Origin of the sequence: Geotalea uraniireducens Rf4, from assembly GCF_000016745.1 — a bacterium.
GTDB lineage: Bacteria > Desulfobacterota > Desulfuromonadia > Geobacterales > Geobacteraceae > Geotalea > Geotalea uraniireducens.
On the sequence record NC_009483.1, the window covers coordinates 2,280,175 to 2,303,734 of the forward strand.

23 protein-coding genes are annotated in these 23,560 nt (G+C 55.7%); 19 read left to right on the forward strand and 4 right to left on the reverse strand.

The annotated features are described in order from the left end of the window. Nucleotides 1-93 precede the first annotated feature (93 nt). From GURA_RS09965 to GURA_RS09990, 7 genes are all read left to right on the forward strand, one after another. On the forward strand, nt 94-657 hold the full coding sequence (locus GURA_RS09965; protein WP_041245383.1) for a cyclin-dependent kinase inhibitor 3 family protein: 564 nt from the start codon (nt 94-96) through the stop codon (nt 655-657). 40 nt (nt 658-697) lie between these two features. Beyond that, the gene (locus GURA_RS09970; RefSeq protein ID WP_041245384.1) at nt 698-1,093 is read left to right on the forward strand and encodes a response regulator; all 396 of its coding nucleotides are present in this window, start codon (nt 698-700) and stop codon (nt 1,091-1,093) included. A gap of 75 nt (nt 1,094-1,168) precedes the next feature. Beyond that, on the forward strand, nt 1,169-1,405 hold the full coding sequence (locus GURA_RS09975) for a hypothetical protein (RefSeq protein WP_041245385.1): 237 nt from the start codon (nt 1,169-1,171) through the stop codon (nt 1,403-1,405). Further along, complete coding sequence (locus GURA_RS24255; RefSeq protein WP_011938862.1) at nt 1,395-1,571, forward strand: glutaredoxin family protein; 177 nt, start codon at nt 1,395-1,397, stop codon at nt 1,569-1,571. The genes GURA_RS09975 and GURA_RS24255 overlap by 11 nt, the downstream gene beginning before the upstream one ends. Nucleotides 1,572-1,748: 177 nt before the next feature. Next, on the forward strand, nt 1,749-1,994 hold the full coding sequence (locus GURA_RS09980; RefSeq protein ID WP_011938863.1) for a hypothetical protein: 246 nt from the start codon (nt 1,749-1,751) through the stop codon (nt 1,992-1,994). Further along, on the forward strand, nt 1,991-2,335 hold the full coding sequence (locus tag GURA_RS09985) for a type II toxin-antitoxin system PemK/MazF family toxin (protein WP_011938864.1): 345 nt from the start codon (nt 1,991-1,993) through the stop codon (nt 2,333-2,335). The genes GURA_RS09980 and GURA_RS09985 overlap by 4 nt, the downstream gene beginning before the upstream one ends. A 200-nt stretch (nt 2,336-2,535) precedes the next feature. Next, nucleotides 2,536-3,324, forward strand: a complete 789-nt coding sequence (locus tag GURA_RS09990) for an ADP-ribosylglycohydrolase family protein (protein ID WP_011938865.1) — start codon at nt 2,536-2,538, stop codon at nt 3,322-3,324. A gap of 88 nt (nt 3,325-3,412) precedes the next feature. Here the strand turns inward: GURA_RS09990 and GURA_RS09995 are convergent, their stop codons facing one another. Beyond that, nucleotides 3,413-3,928, reverse strand: coding sequence for a GNAT family N-acetyltransferase (locus tag GURA_RS09995; protein WP_011938866.1), 516 nt, complete (start codon nt 3,926-3,928; stop codon nt 3,413-3,415). 340 nt (nt 3,929-4,268) lie between these two features. Between GURA_RS09995 and GURA_RS10000 the strand changes: the two genes are divergently transcribed. The 3 genes from GURA_RS10000 (at nt 4,269) to GURA_RS10010 (ending at nt 7,335) form a co-directional block, all read left to right on the forward strand. Beyond that, nucleotides 4,269-5,585, forward strand: a complete 1,317-nt coding sequence (locus tag GURA_RS10000) for a DEAD/DEAH box helicase (protein WP_011938867.1) — start codon at nt 4,269-4,271, stop codon at nt 5,583-5,585. A gap of 139 nt (nt 5,586-5,724) precedes the next feature. Beyond that, a complete protein-coding gene (locus tag GURA_RS10005; protein WP_011938868.1) occupies nt 5,725-6,135 on the forward strand; it encodes a DUF4079 family protein in 411 nt (136 codons plus the stop codon). A 156-nt stretch (nt 6,136-6,291) separates the two neighbouring features. Further along, on the forward strand, nt 6,292-7,335 hold the full coding sequence (locus tag GURA_RS10010) for a M28 family peptidase (RefSeq protein ID WP_011938869.1): 1,044 nt from the start codon (nt 6,292-6,294) through the stop codon (nt 7,333-7,335). Nucleotides 7,336-7,338: 3 nt separating this feature from the next. On the opposite strand, the gene lnt is transcribed toward GURA_RS10010, so the two are convergent. Beyond that, nucleotides 7,339-8,931 (reverse strand): apolipoprotein N-acyltransferase, encoded by a 1,593-nt coding sequence (lnt, locus tag GURA_RS10015; RefSeq protein WP_011938870.1) that lies wholly within the window; start codon nt 8,929-8,931, stop codon nt 7,339-7,341. A 53-nt stretch (nt 8,932-8,984) separates the two neighbouring features. After that, the gene (locus GURA_RS10020) at nt 8,985-9,710 is read right to left on the reverse strand and encodes a BON domain-containing protein (RefSeq protein ID WP_011938871.1); all 726 of its coding nucleotides are present in this window, start codon (nt 9,708-9,710) and stop codon (nt 8,985-8,987) included. Between the two features lie 702 nt (nt 9,711-10,412). Here GURA_RS10020 and GURA_RS10025 point away from each other — a divergent pair. From GURA_RS10025 to GURA_RS10045, 5 genes are all read left to right on the forward strand, one after another. Beyond that, a complete protein-coding gene (locus tag GURA_RS10025; RefSeq protein ID WP_011938872.1) occupies nt 10,413-11,642 on the forward strand; it encodes an exonuclease SbcCD subunit D C-terminal domain-containing protein in 1,230 nt (409 codons plus the stop codon). Further along, nucleotides 11,639-15,322, forward strand: a complete 3,684-nt coding sequence (locus tag GURA_RS10030; protein ID WP_011938873.1) for an AAA family ATPase — start codon at nt 11,639-11,641, stop codon at nt 15,320-15,322. Before GURA_RS10025 ends, GURA_RS10030 begins: the two co-directional genes overlap by 4 nt. Then, nucleotides 15,319-16,128, forward strand: coding sequence for a class I SAM-dependent methyltransferase (locus tag GURA_RS10035; protein WP_011938874.1), 810 nt, complete (start codon nt 15,319-15,321; stop codon nt 16,126-16,128). Before GURA_RS10030 ends, GURA_RS10035 begins: the two co-directional genes overlap by 4 nt. Nucleotides 16,129-16,145: 17 nt before the next feature. Continuing rightward, nucleotides 16,146-16,724: an aspartyl protease family protein gene (locus tag GURA_RS10040; protein ID WP_011938875.1), complete on the forward strand. Its 579-nt coding sequence runs from the start codon at nt 16,146-16,148 to the stop codon at nt 16,722-16,724. 248 nt (nt 16,725-16,972) lie between these two features. Then, complete coding sequence (locus GURA_RS10045; RefSeq protein WP_011938876.1) at nt 16,973-17,275, forward strand: hypothetical protein; 303 nt, start codon at nt 16,973-16,975, stop codon at nt 17,273-17,275. 79 nt (nt 17,276-17,354) lie between these two features. Here GURA_RS10045 and GURA_RS10050 read toward each other — a convergent pair whose 3' ends face one another. Continuing rightward, entirely contained in the window at nt 17,355-17,801 is a 447-nt protein-coding gene (locus GURA_RS10050) for a hypothetical protein (protein ID WP_011938877.1), read from the reverse strand. Between the two features lie 231 nt (nt 17,802-18,032). On the opposite strand from GURA_RS10050, the gene GURA_RS10055 reads away from it, so the two are divergent. From GURA_RS10055 to GURA_RS10070, 4 genes are all read left to right on the forward strand, one after another. Beyond that, a complete protein-coding gene (locus GURA_RS10055) occupies nt 18,033-19,616 on the forward strand; it encodes an SEL1-like repeat protein (RefSeq protein WP_232279020.1) in 1,584 nt (527 codons plus the stop codon). 549 nt (nt 19,617-20,165) lie between these two features. Next, the gene (locus tag GURA_RS10060) at nt 20,166-20,837 is read left to right on the forward strand and encodes a heavy metal response regulator transcription factor (protein ID WP_011938879.1); all 672 of its coding nucleotides are present in this window, start codon (nt 20,166-20,168) and stop codon (nt 20,835-20,837) included. Further along, the gene (locus tag GURA_RS10065) at nt 20,818-22,287 is read left to right on the forward strand and encodes a heavy metal sensor histidine kinase (RefSeq protein WP_011938880.1); all 1,470 of its coding nucleotides are present in this window, start codon (nt 20,818-20,820) and stop codon (nt 22,285-22,287) included. The genes GURA_RS10060 and GURA_RS10065 overlap by 20 nt, the downstream gene beginning before the upstream one ends. A 289-nt stretch (nt 22,288-22,576) precedes the next feature. After that, on the forward strand, nt 22,577-23,524 hold the full coding sequence (locus GURA_RS10070) for an NHL repeat-containing protein (protein ID WP_232278996.1): 948 nt from the start codon (nt 22,577-22,579) through the stop codon (nt 23,522-23,524). The last annotated feature ends 36 nt before the right edge of the window (nt 23,525-23,560 follow it).

Below are 23,560 nucleotides of genomic sequence, written 5' to 3' on the forward strand. Positions count from 1 at the left end.
CGGCCGAATACCGGTGTATTGTCCTACATTTGAACACTTTTGGCATGTAACGTGATGTTGTATATGAATAAAACATTCAAGGAAGTGTCATATATGGATCAATTGCTTGTAAAACCGACCATTATTCATCCCCTCTTTATCGACGGTGTGTTGGCGCCTGAGTCTGGCGGGGTGATCGGCATGACCATATGCCCGGGCAAGAAAGACAACGGCTATTTTTCCGGTTTCTGGGAACGGAACCTCGACGCTGACCTTCAGGCGATCAAGGACTGGGGCGCTGTGGCGCTAGTGAGCCTGATTGAAGGGTTTGAATTCAGGTTTCTCCAGGTCCAGGACCTGCCGGAAAAAGCGGGTATCTTCGGCCTGCGCTGGATGCATCTGCCGATCCCGGAAGCGAGCATTCCCGATCAGTCCTTCGAGGAAATATGGCAGGAAGCTGGTCCGCAGCTCCGTCAGTGGCTCAAAGAGGGAAAGAAGATCGTCCTTCACTGTAATGAGGGATTCGGCCGAACCGGCATCATTGCCGCCAGGTTGCTTGTGGAATTAGGCGTAGAGCCGGATGATGCGATACATTCCACCCGGAAGGCCCGCAGCGGCGCTATTGTAAACGTGCTTCAGGAGAAATATGTCCGGCAATGCAAATCGTCTGAGGCTTGATTTTTAAACGGGCAGTTCAGTGTTTCTGCGGCCGGAATTGATGGATGAAAAGATCCGGAGGTGTAGGTTGTCTGCAAAGCGCATAGTGGTAGTAGATGATAGCAGGGTGGTGTTGAGCGTTGTAACGGATATCCTCGAAGCTGCAGGGCATAATGCAGTTGCAACCCAATCGGGTATTGAAGCCAATACATATATCTACGGTCAGCATCCACCAGATCTGATATTGCTTGATGTCGAGATGCCCCTGCTCAACGGAGACAAGAAGGCAAGTATTTACAAGGCGGATTTGCACCTGAAGAAGACGCCGATAATCCTCATGTCCCATAAAACCGATGCTGAAATGGAGGAACTCTGTCAGTCTTCAGGCGCTGACGGTTACATTCTGAAACCATTTGAGAAAGATGCGCTTTTGGAACTGTTAAGAAAATATTGTTAGTTTCCCGCCGGTTTACCGTCCACGCTTTAACCAATGATAGGTATTGCCTCCCTCCAGCAAAAAAGGAGTAACACCATGGAATTTTTCACGGTTCCCTGTCCCGGCAGGGGTAAGGTCTCAATCAACGGCAGTTATCATGGGGAAAACAAGAACGGCTCCGACCTTCACACCTTCCTCTGTGTCGAGGGGCTTCATGACATTACCCTCGTGTGCATGGATGGAAAGCACTGCCAGGAGCCGTTGCAGCGGGCTCTGATCTCAGACACCAACCTTATCATGCCGCTGGAAGTGCCGTTCGAATGTGCATATTGAGCGCTTCCTCCCCTACACATCCTATGACATCAATAAGGACAGCAACGCCGCCCGCACCTTTGCTGAGCTGGGTGGGCGTGGTGTACCAGTGGTCAGGATCGGGGCTAATGTTGTTCATGGTTATAATCCCGAGGCGGTGATGTCGTATCTTAATGGCGGGAAGTAGGGTTGAAGTTCTTGATTGCCACCTTCCAAGGGTAACTCTCTCATATTCTTCTTGTAAAACCTGCCCCCCCTTCAGATTTTCCGAACTCCATCAGGTTTTAACGAAATTGATTATGTTGCAAGATGTGCATACATTCTTGTATACTTATATTACCACATCAGCTTTGGAGGTGCTTGAATGGCAACAGCAACCGTCAGAATATCCGAGTCAGCCCGGCAAGCCCTGCGGGAGATCGCCCGGCATGATAAAAAGCCGATGCAGACTGTTCTGGAGCAGGCCATTGAGTTCTATCACCGGAAATGTTTTTTGGAAGATTTGGCCTCTGACTTTGCCGTCCTGAGAGAGAATGGCCCTGAATGGCAAGCTGAGCTTGAAGAACGGTCGGCCTGGGATGCGGTGCAACCCGATGGAGGCGACAAATGAAGCAGTCCCCTGCACGCGCCGAAATCTGGCTTGCCGATCTCAATCCCACCCGTGGACGAGAGCAGGCCGGGATGCGCCCTTGCCTGATCGTATCGGTTGATCTCTTCAATCAGAGCCCTGCAGAACTTGCTATCGTTATTCCAATAACCAGCCGTAACAAGGGAATTCGTTCTCACGTTCCTCTTGTTCCTCCCGAAGGTGGCGTGCGGGAGCCAAGCTACATAAAGTGCGAGGATGTCCGCTCCATCTCCTCCGAACGCCTTGTCACCCGCTGGGGCAAAATTAGCGATGCAGTCATGCGTGATGTGGAATACCGTCTGCGGATACTCATGGGGTTGTAAGGTCTGACGACATGGTTCCGCTGGCTTCGACTCCGCTCAGCCAACAGTATAATCAGGATGGTGAAGGGGATACCTGGCATTAGGGGAGGCATAGGGTCAGGCATGCAATCATGCAATTTGAGATTGTATAGCTGCGTGGAAGTAGGGTTAATCAGGCCTGTATTCTTTGCCGCGCGGAGAAAACCCCACTCGGAGTTACCATGCTCGGTGCAATCGTCGGCGATATCGTCGGCTCGATCTATGAATTCGAAAACATCAAGACCACGGAGTTTCCGCTCTTCAGCCCTTCCTGCTCCTTTACCGACGACACGGTGCTGACCGTTGCCCTGGCGGAGAGCTTGCTGACGGGGGAGCCCTACGGCGAGGTGATGAAGGCGTACTACCGCCGCTATCCCGATGCCGGTTATGGCGGGATGTTCATCCGCTGGGCCGAGTCGGCGGAGAGTCGGCCCTACCAGAGCTGGGGAAATGGCGCGGCCATGCGCATCAGCCCTGTCGGCTACGTGGCCGCCACCCTGGAGGAGGCGCTGGCGCTGGCAAAGGAGTGTACCGCCATCACCCACGACCACCCGGAGGCGATCAAGGGGGGGCAGGCCGTGGCAGCGGCGGTCTTTCTCTGCCGCAGGGGGATCGGCAGGGAGGAGCTGCGGGAATATGTCAGCCGGGAGTTCGGCTACGACCTTTCCCGCACCTGTGACCAGATCCGCCCCGCATACCGCTTCGATATCTCCTGCCAGGGGACCGTCCCCCAGGCGCTGACCGCCTTTCTGGAGTCGAGCGATTTCGAGCGCGCCATCCGCCTGGCAGTCTCCCTCGGCGGGGATACGGACACGCTGGCCTGCATTACCGGGGGGATGGCCGGGGCCTTCTACGGCGGCGTGCCGAAGCCGATCGCAGAGCAGGCGCGCTCATACCTTGACCCGCCACTGCTGGCGGTGGTGGATGAGTTCGCGAGGCGGTACCCCCCTTTAGCAGTCTGTAGGACTTAGGAATGAATCTACTGCGAGAATGGCCAGCCATTTTACAACCTTCAATTGTGCCTCGCAGGGGAAAATTTCCTAATTACGTGATGGGGGCTCAACGGCGCTTCTTACCCTGGGGACTGGGCGGTTTGGCCGCAGTTTTAAATTCAGGTTCATAGCCAACAATGAAGTGGGTGGTGGTATTATTTCGCATGCTCAGGAAATGTGCATTGTTTTTATCAAAAGGACAAATGGGCAAACTGCATGGTTCAAAGTCAAACCTTTTGTAATAGCCGGGTTCGCCCAAGACAAACAGGGGCTGGCTTTTGATCATTTCCTGCCTTAAGGCAAATCTGAGCAGTTCCGAGCCCACCCCCTGCTTTTGAAAATCGGGTGCCACGGCCATGGGCGCCAGGTGCAACCCGCACACGTCGTTGCCATCATAGGCATTGGAAAAGGCGATGTAGGCGATGACCTTATTGGTGTGAATACAAACCCATTCATGTACGGGTTTGCCATTCTCGTGGAATTTCTGCACCAGTCCGGCTTCGTATTCACTGCCGGGAAAGGCGCTGCGCAATAGCGCATAGACTTTGGCGCGGTTTTCTTCAGTCAATTTCTGTATTTTCATAATGAGTGTCCTTGAAAGTCCCGATGTTTCACCTCCGGATACCATATATCAGCTTCAAGATTACTTCAAGATTACTCTGATCTTGAGTTTACAACCCGGTATTCATGTGGTAATCGTGAGGCAAATTTTTCTTGGTCTAAGTGGGGTCTGGCTTCTGCGCCTTCCTGACGAACTGGAGGTTGAACGCATAGCGAGGCACTCAGCTGATCGCACAAGAAAGCCATTGTCGCCGCACGAGCCGACGTGCTATACATGGAGTACTTCCGAACCACAGGGTCCACACCTGTGGTTTTTATTTTTCGAGATAAACTGCCATGCTTACAATTAAGGAGTTCGATCAATGTCTTTTGAATCTCTCGGCCTGCGCGCCGAACTGTTGAGCGCGATTGCCGCCCAGGGCTATACCACCCCGACACCCATCCAGACCGAGGCGATTCCTGTGATTTTCGAGGGGTGCGACCTGCTTGCCGGCGCCCAGACCGGCACCGGCAAGACTGCGGCGTTTGCCCTGCCGATCGTGCAGAGGCTGGGTGAAAATATCCCCCCGGACAAACGCCGACGGCCGCGCGCGCTGGTTTTGGTCCCGACCCGCGAGCTGGCGGCCCAGGTCAGCGAACAGATGAACAATTATGCCCGGCGCCTGTCGCTGCGCTCGACGATGATCTACGGCGGGGTGAACATCCAGGCGCAGATCGAGCGGCTGCACCGCGGCGTCGATATTGTGGTCGCAACGCCGGGGCGGCTGCTCGATCACGCGGAACGGGGCACCATCAACCTTTCCCGGATCAAGTTCCTGGTGCTGGACGAGGCCGACCGGATGCTCGATCTGGGATTTATCGACGACATCCACAAGGTGGCGGAGTATCTGCCGGCGAAGCGCCAGACCATGCTCTTTTCGGCCACCTATTCACAGAGCATCAAGCAGCTTGCCGACGAGTTGCTCGATCAGCCGCGGCGGATCGAGGTGGCGCGCCGCAATATCGCGGCCGACGCGGTCACCCAGGCGGTCTATCAGGTGGAAAAGAGCCGCAAGCGGGAAATGCTCTCGTTCCTGATCAGCAAGGGGAACTGGAATCAGGTGCTGGTCTTCGCCCGTACCCGCTACGGCGCGGACAAGCTGACCGAAGAACTGCTCTACGATGGGATCAAGGCTGCCGCCATCCACAGCAACAAGAGCCAGTCGATCAGGACGCGTACCCTGGCGGAGTTCAAGCGGGGTGAGTTTCGCGTGCTGGTGGCGACTGATGTGGCTGCGCGCGGGCTCGACATCGAGCGCCTGCCGCATGTGGTGAATTACGATCTCCCCCAGGTTCCCGAAGACTATGTGCATCGGATCGGTCGCACCGGCCGGGCCGGAGAGAACGGGGTTGCCCTCTCGCTGGTAAGCCATGAAGAGCAGTCACTGCTGCAAGCGATTGAGAAGCTGCTCAAGTATGCCATCCCGCTCCAGACGCTTGCGGAATTTCCGCAGTATGCGGTCAGGCGCGTTGATAAGTCGAAGGAAATCAAGCCGGGCAATGGACCGTCCAAGACAAGAAAGAGAGTGGAAAAGTCTGCGAAGGCTCCGGCAAAGACCACGACTCCCCAACGGAAAAAAGTCGTGGCCGAGCGCCCCGCCCCCAAGACCGGTCGCCGGGGGCGCAGGTCGATGCGGTAGGACCAAAGTTTGAGAAGCCTTTCTCTGTGAACCGGAATTTCAGGCGAAGCAAGATATATCGGGTTTTCGACTCCCGGCATCTTGCCAACACGGCATGGTCGGATAAACTCATGTAAACCGGTACACTGGGAGCGAGGCCATGGAGTACCTGAAATTAGCGCACGGCACATTCAATTTCCTCGTTATGCTCCTCTTCATCCGCCAGGGATGGCTCGGGTTGCAGATACGCAAACATCGGCTGACCGGGACGCCGCTCGTCACGGCCATCAAAAAGCACCGCCAGGCAGGCCCGATCGCTGCGGCCCTGGGCATCTGCGGTTTCTTCGTCGGAATGACCCTGGCGCTGATCGACCATGGCCGGATATTCCACTATCCCGCGCACTTACTTACCGGGACAACACTGGTGCTCTTCATCAGCGCTTCGTTCCTCGTCTCCCGCAGACTGAAGGGGCCGGCGCCGCCGTGGCGAACGGTCCATTTCATTCTCGGTATCGTCATTCTCCTGCTCTACCCGATGCAGGTCCTTCTCGGCCTGGGTATATTTCTGTGACTTAAGCCGGACAAGCCGGAACAAAAATATTTTATTTCACGCAACCAATAATTTGTTTAAAAGCCTTTCGTCGCTTAAAAGCGCCTACTTTTGGTGCGTCGTCGCGTAGTTGCGTGAGACATGTCTGGGAAGGGAAGGCGGAGGCGGTCTGGAGAGATGGACTGTTCGACGAAGGTGCACCACATCAGGCTCTTTCCCGGGAATAGACGGGGCTGGCTGGCATTCCTGCTGCGCTGGCTCATCATCGCACTGGTGATCGGTACAGGAGGCTTTTACGTGTTCAGGATGCCCGGCCGCTCATACGATCTGCCGCTCAAACCGCTGACCAGCGAGGAGGCCGGGCTGCGCGACCGGCTCCGGTCCCATGTCCGGACCCTGGCGGGCGAGATCGGGGAGCGGAACGTCTGGCGATACGGGGCGCTCCAGGCGGCGGCCGGCTACCTGGAAAATGAACTCGAAAGCTCCGGCTATGCCGTGACCGGCCAGCACTACACGGCGAAGGGGAAGGGGGTGCAGAACCTGGAGGCGGAACTCCCGGGCCTAAACGCTAACGCCGGGATGATCATTGTCGGCGCCCACTACGACTCTGTGTACGGCTCGCCGGGGGCGGACGACAACGGGAGCGGAACGGCGGCAGTCCTCGAGATCGCCCGGCTCCTCAAGGGGAGACCCCTGTCCCGGTCCGTGCGCTTTGTCCTGTTCGTCAACGAGGAGCCGCCGTTCTTCAAGACCGGCCTGATGGGGAGCCTGGTCTACGCCAAGCGGTCACGGCAGCGCGGAGAAAAGATCGCCGCCATGCTCTCGCTGGAGACTATCGGCTACTACTCCGATGCGCCGCAGAGCCAGCACTACCCGTTCCCCCTCAATTTCTTCTACCCATCGACCGGCAACTTCATCGGCTTCGTCGGGAATATCGGCTCGCGCCGGCTCGTCCACAGGTCGCTTGAGGCCTTCCGCCGCACCACCGCTTTCCCATCCGAGGGGGCCGCGGTGCCGGGGGGGATCATCGGGGTCGACTGGTCCGATCACTGGTCGTTCTGGCACGAGGGGTATCCGGCCCTCATGGTTACCGATACCGCTCTCTACCGCTACAACCAGTACCACGGACCGTTCGATACGCCTGACCGGCTCGATTATGACCGGATGGCGCGGGTGGTTGCCGGACTTGCCCGGGTGGTGGTTGATCTGGCACAGAAATAGGGTTCAGCGCGCCACGGGTTGCTTCTTTTGACGCTTCTTTCTCTTGTCGCCTTGCGGCCGGTCTTGCTCGATGCGGCGCCCAGAGACGCGGATTGCCAGGCCGATGCCGACAATGGAGAGGCTGGCGCAGACCCAGCCGACCCAGTCCCCCAGCAGCGCGTAAACGGTGCGGCCTTCCATCATCGGGATCCGGCCTACCAGCGTTTCCTTCGTCCATAGCCCGCTGCGGTTGACGAGCCGCCCCACCGGGTCCACGAAGGCGGACACGCCGGTGTTGGTGGCCCGCACGAGGGATCGCCGGTGTTCGATCGCCCGGAAGCTTGCGAGGACCAGGTGCTCCATCGGTTCGATCGATTTGCCGTACCAGGAGTCGTTGGTCAGGTTGAACATCGCCTCGGGAACGCGGCAGTCACGCGCGCCGCGCATGAGCGAGCGGATATGTCCGGGAAATATATCCTCGTAACAGATGCTTACGGAGAGCAGATGTTTGCCGAGCTGGAGCGGCTCCTCGCTCTCCCCGGGCCAAAACCTGCTGGAGTATGGCGACCAAGAGTATAGCTGCGGGAAGGTGTCGCCAAACGGGATGTACTCACCGAAGGGGACGAGCACCCTCTTGTCGTATGTGCCGAGAATCCCGCCCGTGCTGTCCGTGAGCATGGCGGTGTTGCAGACGCGGGGTTTGTCCCCCTGCCACATGCCCAGGGTTGCGCCGATCAGCGCCGGAGTGTGCAGGTCGCCGAGCAGATCTGACGGAAGCCGTCCCTCACGGGACGTTCCATTGATGCGGCAAATGCTCTCGGGCCACACGATCAGGTCGAGGGCACGGGTTCCGGCCAAGGTCCTGGACATCTCCCGGTGCTCGCGGAGTAAACCTTCCGGATCTTTGTGCTTCTCACCAGCCCCGTGATTGGCCTGAACCAGGCCGACCGTCAGCTTCGCGGCGCCCGAGGCCTGCCGGTCCACGGCGCGGATGCGGACTCCTCCATAGACCAGAACCACTCCGACAACTGCTGCGAAGACCGCAACCTGACGCCAGGCGAATCGCCGGTTCTTGAACCACTGCTCGATTACCGCATAGACCGTGGAATTGATGTAAACCACGAGGAAGGTGACGCCGAGGATGCCCGTCACATCCGCTATCTGCGTCAAGAGGGAGAGCTTGTACTGGCTTGCGCCGAGATAGTTCGGGAAGATCTCGGGCCAGAATTTTTCTGCTGCCGTCCAGACGACCGGGGAAACCCAGGCCACGTTCCAGCCGGTATCACGGGTGATCAGCCGCGTGCCCCACGCCCATATCGCTAACACGATGCCGTTCGCCGCGGCGAGGAGCATGAGTCCCAGCGTTGCGAGCGGCCACGGCATTCCGGCGAACCCCTGGAACATCTGGATGACCCAGTAGAAGCCGCCTCCGTGTGCCGCGATGCCGGCGACCCAGCCGATGAGGAACGCCCGGCCCGGGCGCTGCTCCCGGATCGCCCAAAGGACGGGCACGAGGCAGATCCATTCGAGGTAAAACAGGTCGAAGCCGACGTAGCCCAGGAACAGCAAGACGCCGCCCATGACGGCGGCAATCCATGGCACTGCTTTTTCTATCACGTTGGTGTCCTCGTTTTCGGTAATGTCAATACTGTCCGGCTGGAAAACTTCCCCTACTCGAGAACCACCAACCGGTTGTCCACGTCGATCACACCAAAGAGATACCAGGCGTCTGTCTCGGCCACATCCTTCTCCGTCTCGTTTTTCACCGCCCCCTCCAGGATTGCGGTAAAGTCGCGGCAGACCGCCCGGACTTGCGCCTCATTGACGAAGCGGTCCTTTTCCAGCACCATCCGTAGCGCATCGGTCATTTCTCCGTCAGGGTCCTCCATCGGGTGGTCCACGGCCAGGCTGTTCACCACGTTCCTGGTCCCCCGCCGCCACCAGGCGAGTACCCCGGCGAGCGCCTTGTGGGCGTAGCTTTCAACCCGGCCGCTCAGGGTCACCACTCCGTTTTCAACCTCAAGCTCGATAATGTCGCTCGTCTCGCGCGGGGTTTTCCGAAATGCCTTCTCGGTACCGCCGACCCAGGCACGCAGGGCCATGTCGTTGAACGCCGACTCCCCGTCCAGTGCTTCGAAGACCAACTCACAGAGGTCCTCGTCCTCCATCACCTCTCCCGGCTTCACCACCAGCCGGTCGTCTATGACGATGTCGCCTGCCAGTGCCGCCGCATACTCCAGGGCGAGCTTCTTCGCCGCCACGCTGGCCACTTCTCCGGCGAGCACCAGGGTGCCGTCCCGAAGGTCGAGCTCGATGGGATTGTGGTGGAGATCGACCTTTCTATCCTGCTCAAGGGCGGCCCGCACCTCCTTCAGAATCTTGTCCGTCTTGTCCATGGCATCCTCCTTGGCGTCCGGTGAAGGTCAAAGGTGCACGATCACCACTTTACGGTAAAGAGTACCATCTTGCCGCTCCGCTGCAATCTTTGGAAACGAATCGTGATCATCTCCTGTGAAAAACTGGAGTGCGGGGGGGATAGGTGGAGATTGCTGTGGAGGTCACATAAATTCCGTTGTTAATATGACGCAGTTATGCATAATACAGTCAATTTCTGGTTTTTGGCTTTACGTTGCGTCGTCGCGTCGTTGCGTGAAACAATATATTTGGTTTCGGCTAGGAGTCTGTCGGACTTAGGGAATCGTAGCGAGAGAATGGCAAATCGAGGACAGATTTTCGGAAATTTGAGAGCGAATAGTGGACCTATTTGTCGAAAATTTCCGGTAATATGGACCGATTTTCCGTTCTCGCAGTAGATTCATTCCTAAGTCCGACAGGCTCCTAGTACACTGTAATACTTATTCTTTCGCAGCTAACCCCTCCTGTCCTCCCCTTAATTAAGGGGATGGACGTGCTAAGTGAGCTGGCTGGTTTGCTCCCCCTCTTAAGATAAGAGGGGGTTGGGGGGAGTTAGATTTAGATGTTTCATGGTACTAGGAGTCAGTCGGACTTAGGGAATCGTAGATTCATTCCTAAGTCCGACTGACTCCTGGGGTTATTGTTTATTTGATTGTGTATCGAAACAAAGGAACAGACTTAACATGAAAATCCTGCATACATCGGATTGGCACATAGGGCGGGCGCTGTATGGCCGCAAACGTTACGAGGAGTTCGAGCAATTTCTTGACTGGCTGATCGGCTGCATTGAGACCGAAGGGATCGAGGCACTGCTTGTTGCCGGTGATGTATTCGACAACGGCACGCCCAGCAACCGGGCGTTGGAGCTCTATTACCGCTTTCTGTGCCGCGTGGCCGGCGCGGGGTGCAGACACGTGGTGGTCACGGCGGGGAACCACGATTCCCCTTCGCTCCTCAATGCCCCCCGCGAGGTGTTGCGCCATCTCAACGTTCACGTTGTCGGCTGCATGGCCGAGGCGGCGGACGAGCTGGTGGTGCTGAACGATAGCGACGGCAAACCCGGGCTGATTGTCTGCGCCGTTCCCTATCTGCGCGACCGCGATATTCGCCGGGCCGAGGCCGGAGAAACCTTTGAGGACAAGGGGCGCAAACTGGTGGAGGGGATCCGCGACCACTACCGGCAGGTGGGCGAAGCGGCCGTTGCCAAGCGCTCCGAGTTTGGGGGGGAGCTCCCCATTATCGCCATGGGGCACCTTTTCACAAGCGGCGGCCAGACCGTGGAAGGCGATGGGGTGCGGGAGCTGTATGTGGGAAACCTTGGGCAAGTGCGTGCCGATGTCTTTCCCGATTGCTTCGACTACCTGGCCCTCGGGCATCTGCATGTGGCGCAGCGGGTAAACGGCTCGGACGTCCGCCGTTATTCGGGGGCGCCAATCCCGATGAGCTTCGGCGAGGCCGGGCAACGAAAGATCGTGGTGGCGGTTAATGCAGGCACCGAAGGGGTTACGGTACGGGAAATACCCGTTCCTGGTTTTCAGTCGCTGGCAACGGTGCGCGGTGACTGGAAGCGTGTCAGCGAGCGTATAGCCGCCTTGAAAAAGGAGGCCGTTTCGGTATGGCTGGAGGTGATCTACGAAGGGGACGAGGTCATAGGCGATCTGCAGGAACGCTTGCGCGAGCTGATCGACGGGAGTGCACTGGAAATCCTGCGGGCAAAGAACATGCGCCTGGTGGAGCGGACCTTGAGCCGGATGGCGACGGAAGAGACCCTGGATGATCTCACCGTTGACGATGTGTTCGCCCGTTGCCTCGACGCCCATGCGGTGCCGCAGGAACAGCAGGCCGAACTGGTCGCGGCCTTTCGTGAGACAGTTGCCGCATTGCACGAAGAAGCCACCCTGGGGGAACCATGAAAGTCCTCCGTCTGAGTTTCAAAAATCTGAACTCACTGGCCGGTGTTTGGGATATCGATTTCAAGCACCCCGACTATGTCTCCAGCGGTATCTTTGCCATCACCGGGCCGACCGGCGCGGGCAAGACAACCATCCTCGACGCCATCTGCCTGGCCCTTTACGGCCAGACCCCCCGTCTCAACAGGATCACCCAGGGCGAAAACGAAATCATGTCGCGGCAGACCGGCGAATGCTTTGCCGAGGTTGAATTCGAAACAGCCAAGGGGCGCTTCCGCTGCCACTGGAGCCAACACCGCTCGCGCAAGCAGGCTGACGGCCAATTGCAGTCGCCACGGCATGAGATCGCCGAGGCCGAAAGCGGAATGATCCTCGAATCAAAGCTGAGAGCCGTGGCCGACAAGGTTGAGGATGTCACCGGCATGGACTTCGATCGCTTCACCCGTTCGATGTTGCTGGCGCAGGGGGGCTTCGCCGCCTTTTTGCAGGCCCGCCCCGACGAGCGCGCCCCGATTCTGGAGCAGATCACCGGCACCGCGATCTACAGCCGGATTTCCATCAAGGTTCACGAGCGCACCTCGGAAGAGCGCAAGAGGCTAGGGGAGATGCGTGCCGAGCTCGACGGCATCCAGCTGCTGTCGCCAGCGGAAGCGGAGGCCCTGCTCCGCGAAAAATCCGAACTGCAACGGGCGGAAAGCACCCTGACCGCCGATGCCCGGATTATCCGCGAAGCCCAGTCCTGGCGGGAGCGGATAGCGGCTCTTGAGGGTGAACTCCTGCAACTGGATCAGGACCGGCTTGCCTTCGAGACGCGCAAAGCTGCGGCTGCGCCGGAGCTGGAACGGCTGGCGCTGGCCGGTCGCGCCCTGAAACTTGGCGGCGACCATGCCCATATCCTTTCGATGCGAACGCAACAGGTGGGGGAACAGGGCGAACTGGCGGCCGCCGCAGAACGACTCCCCCAGCTTCAGCTCGGCTGGCAGGCGGCTTTTGATGCGTTGGAACTGGCTGAGATCGGGCTTGAAAGCGCCCGGGTCGAGCAGACAAGAGAGGCAGAGCTGATCCGCATGACGCGTGCGCTTGATGTCAAGCTCGGCGAGGCCCAAACCCAGCTAAATGGCTTAACGGCCGACATTGAAAAAACGCATCGCCAGAACGGCGACTATCGCCTGGCGATGGCACAATGCGAGCAACGCATGAGCGAGACCGGCGAAGAGTTGCAAGGGGTCGCGGCCTTTCTGGCTGAACATCAGGCCGATGTCGGATTGGCCGAGGCCCTGACCGGGATCGAACAGCGGCTGAAGGCCCTCAAAACCCTTGACAAGCAGTGCCGCGATACGCAGGCAAAGCTGGGGCGGCATGCCGCACTCATCGAGACCGCCACGCTCACGCTTAGCCGGGCAGAGACCGTGTGGCAGGGGGCACTGCAAGCCGTCACAGCGGCCGAAAATCGGCTGGCGGGGGTACGTGCGGCACGCGAAGCCCTGTTGCAGGGACGTGATCTTTCCGCGTGGCGCGATGAAGCGGAAACGCTTGCAAACCGACAGAGTCGCCTGGGAGCGATGCAGGAAACCCTGGCACGGATTGAAGAGGTCAAGCCGAAGCTGGCGGAGCTGAGGCTGCGCGGGGAAGAGCTTGAGCAGAAGCGGCAGGCGCTTGCACATCGGGAGGAAACGCTGGCGGCGGAATCTGAACTGCGAGAGCGGGTTGCCCGTCAGTTGCAGGATAACGTCGTCTTACTCAACCGGGTGCGCAGCCTGGAAGATGATCGGAAGCAGCTCGTGGACGGCGTGCCTTGCCCTCTCTGCGGCGCCAGTGAACACCCCTACGCCGCCGGCAATATTCCGCAGCTGGACGAGGCACAGAAGGAGCTGGAGCTGGCTCTCGCCGAGGCGAAAAGGGTGCGGGAGCTGCTTTCCCGGATCGAGCTGGAGCAGGTTGCTGTTGGCAAGGATCTGCAACAGGCCGGACAGGATCAGGCCGAGCTTCAGGAGCGGCAGCTGCGCGACGAGGCCTTCTGCGCAAGTGGTTTCGTCGAACTGGGCGTGAGTGCCGACGCGGGGGCGTGGTCGGAGCTCATCCGGCACGAGACTGACACATGCCGGGGGGAGTTGGTCAACCGGCGCGGCATCATCCAGGAGGCCGAACAGAAAGAACAGGAAGAACGGAGCGCTCAGGGAGCGCTTAACAAGCTCAAGGACGAGCTTGCAGAGCATGATAAGGCGCGACTGGCCGCCCGGCTGGGGCAAGAAGCGGCGCAGTCGGAACGTAAGCGTCTGGAGGGCGAATCCGCGGCCCTTCACGATGATCTTGACCGGGTGCTGGCCGAAGTCGAGAGTGCGGTTGCAGCGTATGGCTGCACAGAGATCGTTCCGGACAAGGTCGATGAGCTGCTGGCTGCCTTGACTGCCCGCCGCAACGCGTATGTTCTGCGGATGCAGGTTCGGGAGCGTTTGGAAAAAGGGCGTGCCGATCTTGCTGCTGAAAGGGAGAAACAGCGGGCTCTGTTGGCAGAATCGGAAAAGACGCTCGCCGATAAGGAACAGCAGCTGCGGGAGAGAACCGCACAGCGGGATGCACTGGTCGAGCAGCGTCTGGAACGGTATGGAGAGCGCAACCCGGATGTAGAGGAAAAACGGCTGGCAGATGCGCTGCGACAGGCCGGCGAGCGGCGCGAAGCGGCGCTGCAGGAGCAGAACCGCCTTCAGGCCGAGCTTGACGGACTGAACCGGCAGATTGAACGACTGACGGTGTCCATCGCCCGTAGAGGTGAGCAGCTTTTCGAGCTGGAAACGGCCTTCTGCCTGCGTCTGATTGATACCGGTTTTGCAGATGAGGCAGCCTTTTTGCAGGCGTGCCTGCCGCAGGAGCGCTTCGATGAACTCACCCAATGGGCCGACACCCTGTATAAGGATGAGACTGCCATTCAGACCCGTCAGCAGGACCGCAAGGAGGCCTTGGCGGGTGAGCTGAACAGGAATCTGACCGACAAGCCGCTTGATCTGATCAGGGAGGAGAACGCCGCTGTTACGGAACAGTTGAGCGAGCTGCAGAAGGGACTGGGTGCGCTTTATCAGAAACTTCAGCAGCACGCCGAACAGCAGCAGCGCCATCAGAGCCGGCTTGAGGCGATTGAGATACAGAGGCGGGAGTGCGACCGCTGGGAGCGACTGCATGCGCTTATCGGTTCCGGTGACGGCAAGCGGTTCCGCAATTTTGCCCAGGGGCTCACCTTCGAGCTGATGGTTGCCCACGCCAACCGCCAGCTGCAAAAGATGAGCGACCGTTATATCCTGGTGCGCGACAGCGCTGAACCGCTTGAACTGAACGTCATCGACAACTACCAGGCAGGAGAGATCCGATCCACCAAGAACCTGTCCGGCGGTGAGAGTTTCATCGCCAGCCTTGCCCTTTCCCTCGGCCTGTCCAGCATGGCCAGCCGCAACGTGCGTGTCGATTCCCTGTTTCTCGACGAAGGGTTCGGCACCCTCGACGAAGACGCCCTTGAAACAGCCCTTGAAACACTTTCAGGCCTGCAGCAGGACGGCAAGCTGATCGGCATCATCTCACACGTTCCTGCGCTCAAAGAGCGCATCGGCACCCAGATACAGGTAGAGGCCGGCAGTGCCGGACGCAGCACCCTGAGCGGACCGGGATGCCGGCGGGTTAAGGTATCCATATGATTGTAAATACGATCGCCAGATGGACAGGTAGTATAGCAGAGTCGGTTCTGTTCCCCTCGCGCTCGGCACGGAAGAGGCTGGCTTTTTGCTATCTGCGTGGTGCGGGGTTGGAGATCGGTGCGTTGCAGCATCCCCTGGAAGTGCCCGCCGGTGTTACCGTGACGTACGTGGATTATGCCTCAAGGGAAGAAAACATAAAGAAATACCCGGGGATTGATCCAGCCAGTATTGTCGCAACCGACCATATCGAAGACGGATTTGAACTGTCCGGCTTCCAGGCTGCTTCACAGGATTTCATCATTGCCAATCATGTTCTGGAGCATTGTCCTAATCCGCTGCAAGCCTTGCTGAATTGGGACAGGGTTCTCAGGAAGAACGGAATACTGTTTATAACACTGCCTAACGGCCGGAAAAGCTTCGATTACGGCCGGGCGATTACAACCTTTGAACATATTGCGGAAGATTATGAACTGGTGAAAGCCGGCGACCTCACTACGTTTGCAGCGAGAAATAGAGAGCACTACCGGGAATTCGTCGAAATATCCATTCCGAATCTGCATAAAGTGCAGAGAAATCTGAAAACCTATCGAACTGACGAGGAGAGGAATGCCTATATTGACAAATTGTCCCGGGAAGCGTCAACGGACGCCCATTTTCATGTTTTTACCAAGCCATCACTGGTTACCGTGTTGAATGCGATAATTGCCGATTATGCACAAAACCTGTCGTTGCGGGAGATTGCCCGGTCCGGATTTGGTTTTGAGTATGTCGTAATCCTGGAAAAAAGCGGTTCAATCAAATCCTGAAGAAAAAGGATAGACCAATGAAAAACAAGATTGCAAAGTCGGTGGTGATGATGGTGCTTGCGGTTTTTCTGCTGCCGCTGACGGTACAGAGCGAATTTTACCAGTATCAGGATGAAAACGGTACGGTCAATTTTACCGATGACCCTGCCAAGATACCGAAGAAATTCAAAAAAAAGAAGAAAATCCGCGATGACGACATGAGCGACCCGGAGAGCAAGGAGATGCGGGTCAAGATCAACGGCAACCAGGTACTGGTGCCGGTAACGGTATCCTACCGGGGGAAAGAGGTGAAGGCCACCTTCCTCCTCGATACGGGTGCAACCACCTGCACGATCAGCCCGGGTCTTGCCCAACGGCTCAACATCAACCCGAGAGATACGGACGTTTCCATGGCGCAGGTGGTGGGCGGGGCTGTTCATGCCGTCGGCCACGTCAAGCTCGATTATGTCCTTGTCGGGCCGAACCGGAAATACGAGATAGACGCATCCGTCATTTCGAGCGGCAAAAACAATGACGGTCTTCTCGGTATGAACTTCCTGAGGGAACTCCGCTACCACATCGACTTCAATTCGCACACGATCCGATGGGGAGATTAGGAGCTGTAAACAAATAACATGGGCATCTTGCATCTCATCTTCAGGTCATCTTTAGCCGATCTTCAATCGCCAAATCCTCAACGTAACCGTGCTACGTCTGCGGTTTAGCTCAATCGGTTCGGCCAAATCCGACCTAAATATGAGCGCAATTTTGACCATGTTATTCATTTACAGCTCCTTGGGATAAAAAAAACCGGGGAAGCAGACTATTCTGCCATCCTGGGGTATGATCCAATGGGGGAGGCGAAATGAACTTGACGGAAAAGGGCCGAAAGGGAGGATGGCTGGTCTGCGGCGTCTGTTTCGTCCTGTCGGCTGCACTTCCTGCTTATGGCGGAATGGGGGCGTCGGAAGGCAAGGACCTTTGTCTCCTCTATGGCGAGAACTGTCCGGATCGTAAGGAAACCATTATCGAGATCATCGCGCGGCTGAAGTACGAGATCGCGCGGGGTGAAGCGGTCTACACCAGGAAGGAGCTCGAACGGCTTCAGCGAAAGCTCGATGATTACGAGTGGCTACTTTTTGTGATTCTCTACGGCTCTCCGAGATAGTGAGGGGAGGGGGGGTAAAAGATGCGGGCGGCCACGGGGGCCGCCCGCATTTATCTGCTGACAGGATCTAAATTGAGAATCAGTTGTTCCGGGCCGGGGCTCCCCGTTTTCCTCTCCGTTCCAGCGCCTGCTGCCGCAGCTCATCATGCTTCTTTTGCTGCTCCGGGGTGAGGAGTTGCTGGATTTTGTCAAAGGTAGCGTTTGCGATTTCCTTAAATTTTGTCCGTTTTTCTTCCTTGTTCAGTTTCGTGTCGTTGCGCAGGTCTTTGAGTTGGCCCACTTCTTCATCAAGGATCGGCCTGATTTGCTTCTTTTGGTCCTCGCTCAGGTTGAGCCGCGAGGAGAGGCGCTGCAAACGTTGCTCCAGTCCGCCCAGTCTTTGGCCGCCTCCCCGTTTCATCACCGGTTTATCCTGCGGCTGTTGCGTGGCTGGCGAGGTCCCCTCCTCGGCATACGCCGAGGGCGCTACAACCCCCAATGCCGCCAAAATCAGTGCTCTTCCCATAAACTTTCTAACATTGGTCATGTCCTGTTCTCCTTTCTTTATTTATTTCTTTTATAAACGCAGATAGTTGTTTTTGGTTGACAAGGTTTGTTGGGGACGCTGCTGCTCTGAGTTGATATCTTCGGTGGATAAAAGGCGTTTTAATTAGAGGTTGCCGCCTTCATGGGACAAGTGATATATGTATGTCTGCATGTGGGCCAAACACTAAGCGTGCAGAGAGTGCGGCACGGAAGGAGGGAAAAGCTGGATTTGATGGTTAAACTGACTGCAATCGTGTTGATCTGCCTGGCAACCACTTGTTTATTTGCCGATACAAAGGCAGACCCTCGTGCTGTCAGGAGCGCAAATATTGCGGAGATCAGGAAACTGGCAATTGAGGGTCATGTTGATGCCCAGTTCTATACGGGGTTTATGTATGAAAAAGGGCAGGGCGTACTCCAGGACTATGCCGAGGCGGTGAAATGGTATCTGAAAGCGGCCGAGCAGGGGCATGCCGGTGCGCAAATCAATGTCGGCATCATGTATTTCAAGGGGCAGGGGGTATTACCGGATTATGCCGAGGCGGCGAAATGGTATCGAAAAGCAGCTCTTCAGGGGAATGCAAACGCTCAATTCAATCTCGGTCTGATGTGCAACAAAGGTCAAGGGGTATCCCGGGACTATGTCGAGGCGGCGAAATGGTATCTGAAAGCAGCTGAACAGGGGAATAGTGGTGCTCAATTCAATCTCGGTCTGATGTACTACAAAGGGGACGGGGTTGCACGGAACTTTGCCGAAGCCTTCACATGGTACCGGAAGGCGGCCGAACAGGGGAATGCGGGGGCCCAGTTCAGTCTGGGTTTAATGTATTATAAAGGTCAAGGAGTGCCGAAGAATTTTGCCGAGGCCGCCGCATGGTATCGTAAGTCTGCTGAGCAGGGGCATGTAGGCGCCCAGTTTAATCTGGGGTACATGTACGAAATGGAGCAAGGTGCAGTCGGAGGGAATGCCGAAGCGGCAAAATGGTACCGGAAGGCTGCTGAGCAAGGACACGCAGGCGCCCAGTCTAATCTGGGGTACATTTATGATATCGGAGAAGGGGTGCCCCAGGATCATGCCGAAGCGGCCAAATGGTACAGGAAGGCAGCCGAACAGGGAAATGCCGCTGCGCAATTAAACCTTGGGATCATGTATGATAATGGTCATGGTATCTCCCAGGACAATGCAGAAGCGGTCAAATGGTATCGCAAGGCTGCGGAACAGGGGGATATGACCGCCCAATACAATATGGGAGTCAAGTATGCCAATGGAATCGGCGTGCCGCGCAACAATGCCGAAGCTGTCGAATGGTACCGGAAAGCCGCTGACCAGGGGCATGAAATTTCACAGGTCAATCTTGGCCATTTATATGAAAATTCAGACGGCGTACCCCAGGACTATGCGCAAGCACTCAAATGGTATGGTAAGGCTGCCGAACAGGAAAATAGCGATGCCCAGTTCAGCTTGGGGTTAATGTATGCCAAAGGCCAGGGGACGCCACAGAACTACGCCGAAGCGGCCAAATGGTATAGACGGGCGGCTGACCTGGGGAATGAGATTGCGTATTATAATCTGGCAATTCTCTACTATAAAGGTCTGGGTGTGGATCGGGACTATGCCGAAACAGTAAGATTGCTTAAGGAGGTCGCCGATCAGGAAGATGCAAATGTTCATTTCAGCCTGGGATATATGTATTATAAGGGGCAAGGGGTAATCGAGGACCATGCCGAAGCTTTGAAATGGTTCAGAAAAGCCGGTGATGAGGGCCTTAAAGAGGCCATGAACTATGTAAATTCAATCGAAAAGAAGGTGAAATGATTTGGAAATGTACAGCATTATGTGCAGATTATCAGTGAAATGAAGACAATAAGGGGGAGCTGGTTCGGTTCCCCCTTTTTTCGTGGTGATCCGTGGACGCGAGCCCTCGCCGATCATGCTCCTTGATTTGCAGAATCTCTCTTGTGCTTAAAACCAGCGCCTTGCACCCTCCCCCAGCCCCTCCCATCGGAGGGAGGGGAGCTTATAGTCCCCTCTCCCCTTGTGGACCCAAATTGCGGGCCTAAAGGAGAGGGCCAGGGAGAGGGGTATGCTGCGGACAGCAAAAAACTAACACTGTTACGTAAACTTGAGTATATTGCTTTATAGAAAAGATATATGTAGACTTGTAAAAAAAGGAATAACTATTCAGCTTACTGCCAAAACCTATAACCCCACCTGTCCTCCCCTTAAGCTAAGGGGAGGGACGCAATGTTGTCGCTGTATCGGAAGTCCCAGACGAAGCCGATTTTCACGTCCCCCCTCTTAAGTTAAGAGGGGGACAGGGGGAGTTATCCATCGGTGCTGAATAGTTACAAAAAGGAATAAATCATGCGCATTTTAGTCGTTGAGGATGAAATTAAAACATCCGCCTTCCTGCGAAAGGGGCTGCGCGAAAGCGGATTCACCGTTGACGTTGCCAATGATGGCGAAGAAGGGCTCGATCTTGCTCTGAGCAGGGAGTACGACCTGATCATTCTCGATGTCATGCTTCCGGGGGTCGATGGATGGCAGATAATCAAGAGAATCCGCGGCACAAAGCGGGATACGCCTGTTCTTTTCCTGACGGCACGGGATGCTGTACAAGATCGAATCAAGGGGCTGGAGTTGGGCGCAGATGATTATCTGGTCAAACCTTTTGCATTCTCCGAATTACTTGCCCGCATACGCACCATACTCCGCCGCGGCCCGGTGAGAACCCTGGAGCTGATTCGCATAGCGGATCTTGAAATCGATTTGATGGGTCATAGGGTGATGCGGGGGGGGAAACGGCTCGACTTGACCCCAAAAGAATTTGCCCTCCTTTCTCTCCTTGCACGGCGGACAGGGGAGGTCCTTACCAGGACCCGCATTGCGGAACGAATCTGGGATATCGATTTTGAAAGCGATACGAATGTTGTCGATGTGCATATGCGCCGTCTCCGGGCAAAAGTCGATGATCCGTTCGAGCATAAACTGATTCATACCGTCCGTGGGGTGGGATATGTTCTCGAAGAGCGATAAAGAAACAACGTCTGCTGATCCTGCTCTGCTTCCCTCCAGATCCTGGTCCATTTCACGCCGTTTGATAGCCCACTATTCCCTGTCTGCTTTCTTAATTTTTAACTTGTCTATCGCTTTAGTCCATCTGGGATTAGTAACCATTACAGAAAAACAGAGTAATCGTTATCTCCAGGATGAAATTAATGTTATAGAAAGGCTTTATAAAGCTGGTAATAATTTAAAGCGCCTTGAGCAGAAGTTAGAGGTCGGCTATGCTGCTCGCGAGTTCATGAAAACGTATGCAAGGATTCTCGATGCAAAAGGTCAGGTAATATTACAAACGCACCTGATGACTAAAGTTGTGCCTGCTACAGTTTTTTCTCAACCCAACGATAGCGGGTATCCTGACAAAGGTATCAGGTGGAAAGATGAAAACGGTAAAGTGTTTCTTTTGCGATCACTGTGGTTGGACGACGAGGGGGCGAACGGAAACCGGATAATACTTCAGATTGCATTGGACATCAGTCACCTGGATCGGATTGTAAAGGATTTCCGTGAAGTCCTTCTGGCCGTAATCATTTTCGGGACTATAATCTCCGCAGTTCTTGCCGCCATCATTGTCCGCAAGGGGCTGCGTCCACTTAATGAGATAACGGAAAGAACCATGCATATTTCGGCGTATAACCTTGACGAGCGCATGAATATGCCTCACTGGCCGAAAGAGGTGAAAACTTTGGCAATAGCGTTCGATGACATGCTCGACCGTTTGCAGGACTCGTTTGACCGACTGTCCAGCTACGTCTCCAATATGGCCCACGAATTACGCACGCCGATCAATGTTCTCATGGGTGAAGCGGAGGTGGCCTTGACGAAAGCCAGATCATCCTCGGACTATCGGCGGGTAATCGAATCGAATTTGGAAGAATACGGGCGTCTTTCCCGCATCATCGACAGTCTGCTCTTTATTGCCCGCACCGATATAAGAAAATCAACGCTTTTGCGTGAAGAAATCATTGTCAGCCAGGAAGTAAAAAAGATTGTGGAATATTACCAGCCACTTGCAGATGATAAGGAGCTAAGCATCACCTGGACGGGAAACGCAACCTTGTCTGCCGATCCGACCCTGTTCAGGCGAGCGATCAGCAACCTTCTGTCCAATGCCATACATTATACGACTTCAGGCGGTCGCATTGAAATTTCAACCAGGCAGGCAGACAATCTCTCAATTGAAGTCACCGTGGCCGACACCGGCTGCGGCATGTGTAAAGAAGAGTTGCCGAAAATATTCGACAGATTCTATCGGATCGACGCCAGCCGCCATGTCCATCCTGAAGGGACAGGTCTTGGCCTTGCCATTGTCAAATCGATCATGGATCTCCACGGCGGAACGGTCAGCATCGAAAGCGAACCCTCCAAAGGAACTTCCATAACCCTTAAATTTCCCCCGCCAAACATTACGAAATCGTCATAAAGATGTAACATTATTGAAAGCGCTATTCCGCAAAATTAACCCACCCCCTGTGTTAACCCAAGACGAATGGTTTTACAAAATGCCCTGCCTTAGCAGGGCATTTTTTGTTTACGCCATTTTACCTTAATGAATTCAATAGCCTGCAAGTAGTCGTGTATCCATGTTTTCGACTTGGCACTTCCTATGCTCTTACCTTTTATGAAACCTGACTAAAACAGTCGATAAATATTAAGCTGTACACACGGATTCCGAACTTTCTGAGGGTCCAATGCGAACCATGGGTGAATTGGTGAACAGAATAAAATACGGTCATCTGCTCCTTTCGACAGTACTAGTTCTTATTGTGCTTTCTACCCCTGTCTTGGGCGGAGAGATCAAGGCGGATTATCTTTACAAACTTTCGGACTTTACCGGCGTTGTACCCTACAGCTGGGTCCGGCCGGTCGTTGACAGGAAGACCCATGAGATTTACGTCGCAAACTTCAGTGAACGGTCAATACGGGTGTTTAACGAGAATGGGATGCTGGTTTATGAATTCGGCGATGACATCAATATCGGCAATCTTTACGACCTGGCAATAGCTGACGACGGGAATATCCTCCTGCTTTCTTATAAGGGGACGGCATACGCATTAACAAAATGCAATTTCCGCGGGGAACCCATCTCCACCCTTGAGGTGAGAAACCTCCCTCCATCCTTTTCTAAAGATTTCACCCCTACCGTCATTTTCTACCATGGGGGGCACATCTACCTGGCGGATAAAGAGGCGATGAAGGTCGTGGTTGCCGACGCCAACGGTGATTTTATCGATGGTTACGATCTGGCAGCCATCCTTGAATTCGATGATAAAAAGAAGCAGGATTCCGGCCTGGTCGGCTTCAGCGTGGATAGGGAAGGAAACCTGCTCTTTACCGTTCCCGTTATCTTTCAGGCGTACATTGTTTCTCCCGACCGGAAGGTTCGGAGTTTCGGAGCACGGGGGAGCAGTCCGGGCAAGTTCAATATTGTCGGCGGTATCGTAGCTGATGACAAGGGAACTATCTACGTTACCGATACCTTGAGATGTGTCGTCATGATCTTCGACAAGGATTTCAACTTCAAGACCGAGTTCGGCTATCGGGGGGGCGCCAAGGATAATCTGATCTCGCCCATGGAGCTGGCAATCGATGGCGACAGGCTGTATGTAACCCAGAGCAGGAACCGGGGAGTCAGCGTCTTCAGAATCACGGCCAACTGAGCTGTTCCGGCCACTCTTGAACAAAGAAAAAGGAGG